This window comes from Subtercola sp. PAMC28395 (assembly GCF_018889995.1).
GTDB lineage: Bacteria > Actinomycetota > Actinomycetes > Actinomycetales > Microbacteriaceae > Subtercola.
This window is the reverse complement of the sequence record NZ_CP076547.1, coordinates 3072440-3084541: the sequence shown is the minus strand read 5'-3', so window position 1 is coordinate 3084541 and position 12102 is coordinate 3072440. Positions and strand designations below refer to the sequence as shown.

At 63.9% G+C, this 12102-nt stretch carries 12 protein-coding genes and 1 tRNA gene; 9 read left to right on the top strand and 4 right to left on the bottom strand.

Going from position 1 to position 12102, the window contains the following annotated elements; all coding sequences use genetic code 11:
• Window positions 1-18: 18 nt before the first annotated feature.
• From KPL76_RS14110 to KPL76_RS14075, 8 genes are all read left to right on the top strand, one after another.
• Window positions 19-933, top strand: a complete 915-nt coding sequence (locus KPL76_RS14110; protein ID WP_371733908.1) for a MazG family protein — start codon at window positions 19-21, stop codon at window positions 931-933.
• A 405-nt stretch (window positions 934-1338) separates the two neighbouring features.
• Window positions 1339-2613, top strand: a complete 1275-nt coding sequence (gene hisS / locus KPL76_RS14105) for a histidine--tRNA ligase (RefSeq protein ID WP_216334167.1) — start codon at window positions 1339-1341, stop codon at window positions 2611-2613.
• Between the two features lie 64 nt (window positions 2614-2677).
• A complete protein-coding gene (locus KPL76_RS14100) occupies window positions 2678-3136 on the top strand; it encodes a MarR family winged helix-turn-helix transcriptional regulator (RefSeq protein WP_216334165.1) in 459 nt (152 codons plus the stop codon).
• Window positions 3137-3362: 226 nt separating this feature from the next.
• Entirely contained in the window at window positions 3363-4643 is a 1281-nt protein-coding gene (eno, locus tag KPL76_RS14095; RefSeq protein ID WP_216334164.1) for a phosphopyruvate hydratase, read from the top strand.
• An 84-nt stretch (window positions 4644-4727) separates the two neighbouring features.
• Entirely contained in the window at window positions 4728-5378 is a 651-nt protein-coding gene (locus tag KPL76_RS14090) for a septum formation initiator family protein (protein ID WP_216334163.1), read from the top strand.
• Window positions 5375-5887, top strand: a complete 513-nt coding sequence (locus KPL76_RS14085) for a DUF501 domain-containing protein (protein ID WP_216334162.1) — start codon at window positions 5375-5377, stop codon at window positions 5885-5887. Before KPL76_RS14090 ends, KPL76_RS14085 begins: the two co-directional genes overlap by 4 nt.
• Window positions 5888-6005: 118 nt before the next feature.
• On the top strand, window positions 6006-7403 hold the full coding sequence (locus tag KPL76_RS14080; RefSeq protein WP_216334161.1) for an NAD(P)/FAD-dependent oxidoreductase: 1398 nt from the start codon (window positions 6006-6008) through the stop codon (window positions 7401-7403).
• A gap of 12 nt (window positions 7404-7415) precedes the next feature.
• Window positions 7416-7489: transfer RNA gene (locus KPL76_RS14075), tRNA-Leu, on the top strand.
• Between the two features lie 320 nt (window positions 7490-7809).
• On the opposite strand, the gene KPL76_RS14070 is transcribed toward KPL76_RS14075, so the two are convergent.
• Together KPL76_RS14070 and KPL76_RS14065 are read right to left on the bottom strand one after the other, a co-directional pair.
• A complete protein-coding gene (locus KPL76_RS14070; protein WP_216334160.1) occupies window positions 7810-8313 on the bottom strand; it encodes a DUF427 domain-containing protein in 504 nt (167 codons plus the stop codon).
• 150 nt (window positions 8314-8463) lie between these two features.
• Window positions 8464-8919 carry a GNAT family N-acetyltransferase gene (locus tag KPL76_RS14065; protein ID WP_216334159.1) on the bottom strand — a complete coding sequence of 152 codons (456 nt, stop codon included), beginning with the start codon at window positions 8917-8919 and terminating at the stop codon, window positions 8464-8466.
• 145 nt (window positions 8920-9064) lie between these two features.
• Here KPL76_RS14065 and KPL76_RS14060 point away from each other — a divergent pair, with 145 nt between their 5' ends.
• Complete coding sequence (locus KPL76_RS14060) at window positions 9065-10642, top strand: HNH endonuclease signature motif containing protein (RefSeq protein ID WP_216334157.1); 1578 nt, start codon at window positions 9065-9067, stop codon at window positions 10640-10642.
• A 100-nt stretch (window positions 10643-10742) separates the two neighbouring features.
• Here KPL76_RS14060 and KPL76_RS14055 read toward each other — a convergent pair whose 3' ends face one another.
• Both KPL76_RS14055 and KPL76_RS14050 read right to left on the bottom strand, forming a co-directional pair.
• Entirely contained in the window at window positions 10743-11429 is a 687-nt protein-coding gene (locus KPL76_RS14055; protein WP_216334152.1) for a dihydrofolate reductase family protein, read from the bottom strand.
• A gap of 220 nt (window positions 11430-11649) precedes the next feature.
• Window positions 11650-11886 (bottom strand): DUF4287 domain-containing protein, encoded by a 237-nt coding sequence (locus KPL76_RS14050; protein ID WP_216334151.1) that lies wholly within the window; start codon window positions 11884-11886, stop codon window positions 11650-11652.
• Window positions 11887-12102: the final 216 nt, after the last annotated feature.

Sequence of the window (12102 nt, the reverse complement as noted above, 5' to 3'; positions counted from 1 at the left end):
ATCGATGGGTGAACCGCAGTGACCACTCCACTTTTCTCGAACCCGACGAACGCCGCGAACGCATCGAATGTCTCGAATGACGCGTCCGCTTCAGACGATTCACCCGACGAGACTGACTCGCACACCGTGCATCGGGCGCACACTGTGCATGACTCGCTCACCGCCGATGGCGCGCAGTCGTCGGATGCTTCTCCGGTGTCCGAGCACGACGCGCCGTCGAAGCTCGACGAGCTGATCGCCGTGACGGCCCGGCTGCGCGCACCGGGTGGATGCCCGTGGGACGCCGAGCAGACGCACGAGTCGCTCGTGAAATACCTGGTCGAGGAGACCCACGAACTTGTCGACGCCATCGAGACGGGCACCCGCGAAGACCTCCTCGAGGAGCTCGGCGACGTGCTCTACCAGGTTGTCTTCCACGCCGACCTCGCGGCACACACACCGGGTGAGGAGTTCGACATCCAGGATGTCGCGGCCCACATGACGGCGAAGATGGTGGGCCGTCATCCGCACGTCTTCGGCGACACCGTGGCCGAGACCGCCGATGCCGTGGTGGCGATCTGGGACGACCTCAAGGCTGTCGAGAAGCCCGGCCGCACGAGTGTGCTCGACGGGATCCCGCTCGGGATGCCCTCCCTTGCCCTCGCCGACAAGCTGCTCGGCAAGGCCCACAAGATCGGGGTTCTTGACGAGGCGGCCGCGCCGATCATCCCGGTGTCGACCGAAGACGAACTCGGGCCACTGCTTCTCGCGATCGTGGCCTCGGCGAAATCGCAGGGGCTCGACGCCGAACGCGCCCTGCGCACGACCCTCCGCGGCCTGCAGGACGAGATCCGCGAGGCCGAAGCGGATGCCCGAACCTCCGCACGCCCGAGCAACCCCTTCGACGCCGACAACTTCGACGCCGGTATCGTCGCCCTGCCCGCCGCCGACTGAAGCCTTCGGGAGGAGAGGGGTCACGGTGGCGCTGCCGACGGCAACGCATTACCTGAGTTCCTCCCGAAGTCCGCCCCTGCCGAGGTCCGCTCCTGCCGAGGTCCGCTCCTCCCGAGGTCTGCCGCTCCCGAAGTCCGCCGCTCCCGAAGGAAACTGCCGCCCGCCGAGCCTCGTCCAGCTGCCAAGTCTCGTCCAGCTGTCGAGGTGGCTCAACAATCCGACGAACCTCAGCTCGACCGAGCCGCTATTCGCGTCGGTCTAGCTGAGGTTCGTCCGTTTGTGCGTGAGCCGGCGCACGTGGGGGGCACACGGCGGGTGGTCGTGGTGGGCGCGTCAGACTCCCGGGCGCGGCGCCTGAGGCGAGCACGGCGGGTACCGCACGCGCGGGCTGGCAGAATTGAGCACATGGCCCACGCAATCACCCCGCCCCGCGGCATGCGCGACTTTCTGCCCGCCGAGAAGGCGGCCAGGGAGCGCGCGCTCGGCATCATCCGCCGCTCGTACACCACCCACGGTTTCGACGAGATCGAGACCCCGGTGATGGAGGACATCGAGCGCCTGCACTCCGGCCTCGGCGGTGACAACGAGAAACTCAGCTTCAGCGTGCTCAAGCGGGCCATTCCCACGGCCGCCATCGAAGCGGCCGCAGCAGCCGACGACGCCCAGCAGCTCGCCGACCTGGGCCTGCGCTTCGACCTCACCGTGCCACTCGCCAGGTTCTACGCGAGCCACCGCGCCGAGCTCCCCGCCGTGTTCCGTGCCATTCAGATCGCTCCCGTCTGGCGTGCCGAACGCCCGCAGAAGGGCCGGTACCGCCAGTTCGTGCAGTGCGACATCGACATCATCGGCGAGCCGACCCTGCTGGCCGAATCCGAGATCATCACGGCTACGCTCGCCACGCTCGACGCACTCGGGCTCGAGAACTGCACCATCCGCATCAACGACCGTCGGCTGCTCACCGCGATGCTCGAGGTGTTCGGGTTCGCAGCTGCCGAGCATCCACAGGTCTTGATCACCGTCGATAAGCTCGACAAGATCGGGCAAGACGGCGTGGTCGCCGAACTGCGCGAGCGCGCTGCGACCCCCGCGGCGGTCGATGCGCTCGACGCCTTCTTCCACCGCATCCAGACGCGCGAGTTCAATCCGTTCGGCGTGCGGGCCATCACGAAGGCGCTGCCCCCAGGCGTCGACGAGGCCCTCATTGCTGAACTCGCGAGCCTCGCCGACTCAGTCGACCCGTCGAAACTGCAGTTCGACCCGTTCCTGGTTCGGGGCATGGGCTACTACACCGGCACGATCTTCGAAATCGCGCACCCCGACTTCGCGTTCTCGCTCGGCGGCGGGGGGCGCTACGACGGCATGATCGGCCGCTTTCTCGGCACCGACGTCGCTGCGTGCGGCTTCTCGATCGGCTTCGAGCGCATCGTCGACCTGCTGCAGGCTGACGATGCAGGGGTGACGGATGCCCTGCTGCTCCTCCACGACTCCGAAGCGTCGGCTGCCCAGCTCGTGGGTCTCAAGACCCAGCTCGTCGCGGCGGGCACCCGGGTCAGGCTCGAGCGTCGCACCAAGAACACGAAGGCGCAGCTCGACCGTGCGGCCACGGGCGGGTACACCTCGTTCGCGTTCGTCGGGGCTGAGACGCATTCGGTCGATGACCTCGACGTGAAGGCGATCTGACGAGGCTTCGCCCAAAATAGCCTCGAATGGCGGTGTTACTTAGTTCGGCTATACAATTACTTAAGTGAACAACCAATACGATCTCGACACACACGAACTCAGCACACTTCTCGGTGACCTCGTCACGGTCACCCACCGTCTCACCCGTCTTGCAGCACAGGCCACAGGAGAATCTACCTCACCCGCAGCGTGGCGAACGCTCAGCGTTCTCACCTCGGCCGGCCCGATGCGCATCGGCGAACTGGCTCTGGCCAGCCGCGTGAGCCAGCCCACGATGACCAGGATCGTCGCAAACCTCAACGAGGTCGAGTGGATCAAGCGAATCGCCGACAGCTCTGACGCACGGGCATGGCAGATCGCAATCGCACCCAAGGGCCAGAACGCACTCAACGACTGGCGGTACCGCCTCGGAGCCGCCCTCGAACCGCTCTTCGCCGATCTCACCACCCGCGAACTCGGCGTCCTCGCAGAGGCCACCGACCTCATCGGCGATCGCATCGGGGTTCAGGAACTCGCAGCCTGAGAAGGTCGACTCTCCTCCCCTTCGATCTCCTGATGTTGACTGCGCACACGGTCTGCGGGTTTCGACCCCGGGTGTTTGCAGGGGTTCGTTAGACTGGGCGGCGGATGACCGTGCGCGTGTCGGTCGTCGTGAAGCCGACCATCAGTGTGAAGTCGTCCGTTCCTCTGCAAACCCGTTCGTCCTGTATAAACCCGTTCGTCATCTACAAACCCAAGGAGACAATCCAGTGGCATTGATCGAAGCCGTAGGCGCTCGCGAGATTCTTGACTCGCGCGGCAACCCGACCATCGAGGTCGAGGTTCTGCTCGACGACGGCGTGGTTTCCCGCGCTGCCGTTCCGTCCGGTGCGTCCACCGGAGCCTTTGAGGCCTACGAGCTGCGCGACGGCGACAAGAGCCGCTACCTCGGCAAGGGCGTACTGAAGGCCGTCGACGCTGTCATCGACGAGCTCGGCCCGGCCCTCGAGGGCTTCGAAGCAAGCGACCAGCGCCTCGTCGACGGCGCAATGATCGCCCTCGACGGCACCGAGAACAAGAGCCGCCTGGGCGCGAACGCCATCCTGGGTGTCTCGCTCGCTGTTGCACGCGCTGCTGCAGACTCCGCTGACCTGCCGCTGTTCCGTTACGTCGGCGGCCCGAACGCGCACGTGCTTCCCGTTCCGATGATGAACATCATCAACGGTGGCTCACACGCCGACTCGAACGTCGACATCCAGGAGTTCATGATCGCTCCCATCGGCGCAGAGACGTTCGCCGAATCCCTGCGCTGGGGAGTCGAGACCTACCACGCCCTCAAGTCGCTCATGAGCGCCAAGGGCCTGTCGACCGGCCTCGGCGACGAGGGCGGCTTCGCGCCGAACCTCTCCAGCAACGCTGCAGCGCTCGACCTCATTCTCGAAGCGATCACCAAGGCGGGCTTCACCCCCGGCAAAGACATCGCTCTGGCGATGGATGTCGCGGCGAGCGAGTTCTACCGCGATGGTGCCTACCAGTTCGAGGGCAAGGCCACCAGCGCCATCGAACTGAGCGCCTACTTCGAAGGGCTGCTGGCCAACTACCCGCTCGTCTCGATCGAAGACCCGCTCGAGGAGGACGACTGGGAGGGCTACCAGCACCTCACCGCCTCCATCGGCGGCAAGGTCCAGATCGTCGGTGACGACCTGTTCGTCACGAACCCGGTTCGCCTGGCCAAGGGCATCTCGCTCGGCGCCGGCAACTCGATGCTCGTCAAGGTCAACCAGATCGGCACGCTCACCGAGACCCTCGACGCCGTTTCTCTCGCGCAGCGATCGGGCTACACCACGATGATGTCTCACCGCTCCGGCGAGACCGAAGACACCACGATCGCCGACCTCGCGGTCGCCACGAACTCGGGTCAGATCAAGACCGGTGCGCCTGCCAGAAGCGAGCGGGTCGCTAAGTACAATCAACTGTTGAGGATCGAAGAAGAGCTTGCTGAGGGTGCTGTGTACGCAGGGCGCTCGGCATTCCCTCGCTTCAAGGGCTGAAACCTGTAGCTGAAATCGGTGGTTGATATCGCTGGTTGAGTAGCGGCGAAGCCCGTTACTCAACCAGCGAAAGCGAGGAAGAACATGCGGCCCCCCATTCTCGGAGCACGGTCCGCCTCGCCCGCTGATGGCAAGCCGCGAAAGTCGGTCGGCGTCACTGGTGCGGCGAGCGGCTCCAGCACGAATTCCTCCGGAGCATCTCTCGGAGTTGCCGGTCTGGCCGGGTCGACGAACTGGTTGCGCAGCATCCGGTTCTCCGGTTTCACCGTGCTCATGCTCATCGTGCTGGTCTTGTTCGTCGTTGTCGTAGCTCCTGGAGCGCGTGCCTTCTTCGAGCAGCGGCAGCAGATCGCCGACCTTCAGAGCCAGGTCCAGCAGGCGCAGGCGAAGAACACCGAGTTGAATGCCGATGTTGCCCGGTGGAGTGACCCGGCCTACGTTCGCGCTCTGGCCCGCGACCGCCTGTATTTCGTCATGCCCGGCGAGACGAGCTTTCTCATCCTGAACGACACGACCACGTCGGGCGGAGCGGCCGCGGCACCCGTGAGTACGAGCATCCAGTCGACCGACACCAACTGGCTGGCCACGCTGTTCGCGTCAGGAATGACCGCCGGGCTCAGTAACCAGACTCCCGACCAGCTCGGTACGCAACTCGGTACTCAGCCAGGCGCGCAGACCAGTACAGGCACTCAGACCAGTACAGGCACTCAGACAACGACCGGGAATTCCCAATGACAACACCCCCATTCGACCCGGCCAGCACTGCTGACATCGCCACGGTCTCGGCCCAGCTCGGGCGCCCGGCGCGCAATGTGCTCGGAATCGCCGCGCGGTGTGTGTGTGGTGCTCCGACCGTCGTCGCGACCGCACCACGGCTCGATGACAATACGCCGTTCCCGACGCTGTACTACCTGAGCCACCCCGCAGCGACAGCCGCGATGTCCGACCTCGAGGCAACCCAGGTGATGCCCGTGCTGCAGGATCTCCTTGCGACCGACGACGCGATTCGCGAGCAATACCAGGCCGCACATGCGCAGTACATCGCCGATCGCGAGACCATCGCGGTGGTCGACGAGATCGCTGGGATCTCCGCCGGGGGCATGCCGGTACGCGTCAAATGCCTGCACGCCCTTGCCGCTCACGCCCTCGCTGCTGGCCCCGGAGTGAACCCGATCGGCGACCTGGCACTGGCCAGAGGCGACTGGTCGCCCCTCATTTGCGAGTGCATCGACTATTCTGTATAGCTGAGGCCAGTGCGGGCCATTGAACAGCTCCGTGGCTGTGCCTGGGCCCAACCGTCTGGGTGCGTGCCGCGGAGGTAGTAGCCTAATGGCTGTACCTTCACTGAGGAGATCCTTTACTGTGCCCAAAATCCTGATCGTCGGCGGCGGCTACGCCGGTTTCTATACCGCCTGGAAGCTCGAGAAAGCCCTGCGATCCGGGGAGGCCGAGGTCACCATCGTCGACCCGCTTCCCTACATGACGTACCAGCCCTTCCTCCCCGAGGTCGTGGCTGGCTCGATCGAGCCCCGTCACGCCGTGGTCTCATTGCGCCGCCATCTGAAGAAGACCACGATCATCGCGGGCAAGGTCGAGAAGATCACCCACGCCGACAAGGTCGTCACCATCGTTCCGAACATCGGCGAGCCGTACGAGCTCGAGTACGACACGATCGTCGTCACCGCTGGCTCCGTTTCGCGTACCTTCCCGATCCCGGGTGTTGCCGACGAGGCGATCGGCCTCAAGACCATCGAAGAGGCCACGGCAATTCGTGACCGCATCCTCACCAACTTCGACAAGGCCTCGCAGCTGCCAGAGGGCCCAGAGCGCGACCGCCTTCTGACGTTTGTCGTCGTGGGCGGCGGGTTCGCCGGTATCGAGGTCTTCGCAGAGATGCGTTCGTTCGCCAGCGCGCTGCTTGACAAGTACCCCGAGCTCGCGTTTGAAGACACTCACTTCCACCTGATCGAGGCGATGGGCCGCATCATGCCCGAGGTTTCGTTGAAGACCGCGGGCTGGGTCATCCAGAACCTGGCTGAGCGCGGCGCCGAGATCCACCTCGAGACGCAGCTCAAGTCCGCCGTAGGCGGAGTCATCGAACTCTCGACGGGCGACAGCTTCGAATCCGACCTCATCGTCTGGACCGCTGGTGTCATGGCCAGCCCCATGCTCAAGAACACCGACCTCCCCATCGAAGAACGTGGTCGCCTGCGCCTGCAGCCCGACCTCCGCGTCATCAACGACGACGGTGTTGTCGCAGACGCCTGGGGTGCCGGCGATGTCTCGGCCGTGCCCGACCTCTCGGGCGGCGGAGTCGGTGGCTTCTGTGTGCCCAACGCCCAGCACGCCGTTCGCCAGGGCAAGCAGCTCGCGAAGAACCTCGTCGCCGAGCTGCGGGGCGAAGACGTGAAGGACTACTTCCACAAGAACGCCGGAGCTGTCGCAAGCCTCGGCATCGGCGTTGGTGCCTTCCAGTCCGGCAAGATCGGCATCACGGGCCTCCCCGCCTGGTTCATGCACCGCGGTTACCACGGACTGGCTATGCCCAGCTGGGAGCGCAAGCTCCGCGTCGTCGGAGGATGGGTGAACAACTTCTTCCTCGGCCGTGACATCGTTTCGTTCGAAGCCCGCGTTCACCCTCGAGCAGCGTTCGAAGAGTTCGCCTCACGCCCCCGGCCTGCAGTCGCCGCGGCTCCTGCCGGGCATCCTGTGACCGCGGGTGCGCCTGTCGCCGTTGGTGGAGCCGTCTCGAAAGAGTAGCCTTCACAGGTTGCCCCCATAGCCCAATCGGCAGAGGCAGTCGACTTAAAATCGACACAGTGAGGGTTCGAGTCCCTCTGGGGGTACTGCGCTCGAAGGCCTACTATCCCTGATCCACGGGGGAGTGGCGCCTTTTTCTTTCGTCAGGAATCGTATTTTGCGGCCACATGAACTCGGCCCGTCGTCGAACCCACGCAGGAAGCTACTCGTTCGCCTGGATTGAGACGGGCACGGCACAATCGAGCAGGTCGCCGCTTGGGCGGTTTCGTTCATCCAACTCACGTAACAAAGGAGGGTGGCCCGCTCTCCGTTGGCTCACCGATCGAGTACAAGGCCTATCGCCTGTGAGTGAAACTGATGCTTGGCTCCCAATCGACGACCCGATTAATTGTTCGCGTCGCCGGATTCACCAGCCGAGGGTGCCCGGCGCCCCCTTGAACGGGCCGACGACCCGGGAGGTGATCCAGCCACCGTAGAAGTCTCCCTCCTGGCTCGTCACGACCTCCCCGCCCACAGTGCACTGCTGCATGGCCGATGGATAGACAGCGACTCTGCCGGCAAGCAATTCGTACCCGGGCGACGGGTCGGCGTAGTACCAGGCCGCACTCGGGGCAGTCTGCGAACCGCCGTGCACCGACAGGTACCCCGCGAGACCCTTGAACTCGCAGAACGACTGGCCACGGGCATCCGACAGCGAACCCGAGCGAAACGCAGCTCTGGGCAGGTAGTAGACCGGCGGATGGCTGGTCTCGAGCACACGAACCGAATCAGTTGTGTCGACGATGGTCTCACCGCCGAAGACGATGACGATTCGCTCGGTGGAGGGTTCGATGCGGGGAGGCCGCGGGTAGTCCCACACGGACTCCTGGCCGGGCTTCGGTTCCTCGGGGACGATTCGGCTGCGCTTCATACTGCGACGCTAGCGGTGTAGTCCGAATGGTGGCTGTGGCTGGCTGTGGCTGTGGTCTCGGCTGTGGTTTGGGTGGGGCTGTGGCGGTGGGGCTGTGGCGGTTGTTGTCGTGCCATTCCTCCGAGTCTTCGCGGTGCTTCTGCAACCGGCTCAGGATGCTCGCGCCTCGGTAAAGCTGAAGAAGGTCACCGGCGTACCTGTCGCCCCCTGTGCCCGGTAGAAGTCGAGGGCGCTTGCGTCGTCGTTGTCGGCCGCGACAAAGATGTCGAGAATGCCCTCTCGCGCCGCGGCAGCGCGCAATTCGTGAAGCAAACGCGCTGCGATGCCCTGTCGCCGGTGGTCGTGGTGAACCGCCAGATCGTAGACGAAGACCTCGGACTGAGCGGTTCGCGTCAGCGGAAGGGTGTGTGCGGTGAGCCCGCCGACTACCTCGGGCCCACGGAACGCAGCGATTGCCCAGAAGGAATCACTCCGGAGAAGGTTCTTGATGTACGAATCGTCGAGTGGGACGCTGGGTTCTTCGAAGACGGCGGCCATCATCGTGAACGAGGAGGCGGCAAGCGCCTCGTCGCCGGCAACCAGGCGCTTGACTTCGACATCGCTCATTGCACGATCATGCCACCCGTGCACTCATGGCACTGGCACATTCTTGCCACTCGCACACCGGGAAGGGGCGAGAGAAGTTCTCCACAGATTCAGAAAACCGTCGTTTTAGTGAGATTTACTCGAACATATGTGCGAAAATGGATTCATGAACCGACCCCACGCAGACAGGCAAGACGAGCAGCTGACTGCTGATCTCAATGCCGCCGGCGTGCTGCTGAGACGGTGTCGCGAGAGGCTCAGCGCCGGGTCGTCTGATGCACGATTGTTGGCCGACGACGAACTGCTGAGTTTGACCGCGTCCGTGGCCGAGGTTGGGCGAGCGTGCGGCTCCATCGAAATCGCCCTTGCTGGTGAGATCGGCGAACGGTCACGTCCGCAGCTGGGTGGCGAACGCCTCAGTGCATGCAAGGGGTGCAGAAACGCCGCCGAGCTGCTGCAGCGCATCACCCGCGTCTCCTCCGCCACAGCGGCCAGACTTCTCCGAGTGGGCGAGGCCGTGAGGCCGGCGGTCTCGATGACCGGTCAGACGCTTCCTGCTCGGTTCTCGATGCTCAGTTCGGCGCTGGAGAATGCCGACGTCTGCGTCGATGCGGCCAGCGCAATAGTGGGTGGGCTCTCGGTTCCTTCATTGCGAGCTGATCAGGTTGCCGTCGATGCTGCCGAGGTTGAGTTGGTGGCAGCAGCGCTCGGGTCGAGCGTGGAGTGCCCTGTACCCGCGACAGCCGATGACCTCCGGCTGCAGGCCGCGGTGTGGCGCCTGGTCATCGATCCTGACGGTGTCGAACCCGACGAAGAGCGGGCCATGTGCCATCGGTCGCTCAAACTCGGTCGAGCGACTTCTGCTGGTGTGCCGCTCTCCGGAGTATTGCTGCCCGAGGCCGCTGCCCGGTTGCAGCGCCTATTCGACGCCTACCTCTCGCCTGTGACGAGTGCTGTTTCATTCCCGGCCGAGGCCGTTCTGTGCGATTCCGCACCTGCCGAGACTGCACCAGCCAGCACCGCAGGTGCCGATACCGCATTTGCAGGTACCGCAGTTGCCGATCCCGCTAAGTCTTGTGCTGATGCTGCCGGCGAAGCGGATTCCGATACCGCGGAAGCAGAATTCAGTGCTCTGGCCGATGATAGGTCGCGGGTGCAGATACAACACGATGTGTTCCTGTCGATCCTCGACAGCGCGAGCCGCTCGGCAGACACCCCGTCGATCGGAGGGGCGCCGGCGACCGTCGTGGTCAGTGTTCGCGAGTCTGACCTCATGGCCGGTGCCGGAGTGGGCTGGGTCGATGGCAGCGACGCTCCACTTTCGGGCCGTACTGCTCGTCAGCTGGTATGTGCCGGCGGGGTGCAGCGTGTCGTGTTGGCAGACGATGGGCGCATCGTTAGCCTCGGTGCAGAGCAACGGTGTTTTGACGGTCGGCAACGGCGAGCGATAACCCTGCGTGACGGTGGCTGCGTGATTCCTGGTTGCCGGGTCCCCGCGTCGTGGTGCGAGATCCACCATGTCGACGAATTTGCCGAGGGTGGGTCGACACACACCGACAACGGCGTGCTGGTGTGTTGGTTCCATCACCGAACCATTGATCACTCGGGGTGGGAGATCCGAATGCACGCGGGGGTGCCACAGATCAAGGCACCACCCTGGATCGACCGAAAGCATCGTCGTTGGATGCCCGTGACGAAGTCCCGAACCAGACTGGCCCAGACTTTCGATGACCGGGCAGAGTAGCGGCCATGCCCGTACATCCTGCCTGACCCTAGGTTGCAGGCCCAGTCAGACCGGGTATTCGGATTCACTGGTGAGCGGGAACGCACCTCGGGCGTCACTCTCAGCTAATGGCGTACCGATGCATCGTCACGCCGCGGTCGAAATTGCCCTGTTCGAGGAGGTCGAGCTGGAGGGGTTTGGCGAGAGGCTGGTCCAACGTGTCGAAGAGCGGCCTGCCGGCTCCCAGTACAACGGGGTGTGTGAAAAGCAGCAGCTCATCGAGAAGGTTGGCCCGAAGTAGTTGTGTGGCCAGTGTGGCTCCACCGATGCCGATGTCTCCCTCGGTCCGCTGACGCAGCTCGGCAAGCTGTGCGATCGCGTTGTCGGCGCCGTCTCCACTGAAGCCGCCGCCGCTCAAGCCGTCGCCACCAGCGCCGCTGCCGTCACCAACGCCGCTGCCAACCCCGCTGCCAACCCCGCCGATGATGCGGGTGTTGTGCCCAGCAGTCGTACGGGTGCGCGAGACGAGCACTTTGGGCATATCCGTCCAGATTTCGCCGAATTCACGGGCGTAGGCAGGAAGCGATTCATCCGTGCGCGCGTCGGGCCAGAACGGATCCATCATCTCGTAGACGATCCGGCCTTCCACCATCATCGAAAGACGGCGGGCACGAGCGTTGAACTCGAGGTGCAGTTGCTCACTGAGGCGAACCCAGCCGGGGCCTTCGAGGTCGTTGTGTTCGCCCGGCTTGCTGTCGATGAAGAGATCGAGCGAGACATTCATCCAGTACACGAATCGGCCGGCCATGAGCACTCCTTCGCTGGAAGTCCTCTCGATCCTGGTGGACGCACTCAGAGGACGCGGTTTGACAGCATTTCACTGAATGGTAGTCCGGCGCGTGGGTGAGAAATCAAGTGGATTCTCGATCACAAAGATCACAAAGATCACAAAGATCACAAGGATCACAAGGATCACCAAGATCAGTAATCGTCAAAATCATTCGCCGCCGGAGCAATCACCTCCAGGGTCATTCGGTATGAGGTTCACTCCCCGGCAACGCCCTGACGTAGCCGACGACAGCATTGGCGTGGCCGTGCCCCATGCCATGCTCGGTCTTGAGCCACGCGACGATCTCCATGTGCTTGGAGACAGGAGCGTGGTCGACGAGGTCGAACCAGTACTGCATCGGGTGCCCGTACTTCTTCTCGATCGATGGGAAGTAGCTGGCCGGCCCCTTTATTGCTGCTGACGCTTCTTCTGTCATTGTCGCCCCGTCCTATGTCTAAATCCTGCCTCTTCAACCGCTCATCTACAGCAGCGGCTCTATGACCGTGTTTCTACAGAGCCCTCTCGACATCGGTGTCTTTACAGCCGTGGATCTACAGCGTTGTCTTTACAGCGGTGTCTTTACAGAGTTGTCTTTACAGCGGTGTCTCTACAGCCGTGTCTCCCCAACTCTGGCTCGGCAGCTCTGCTTTCG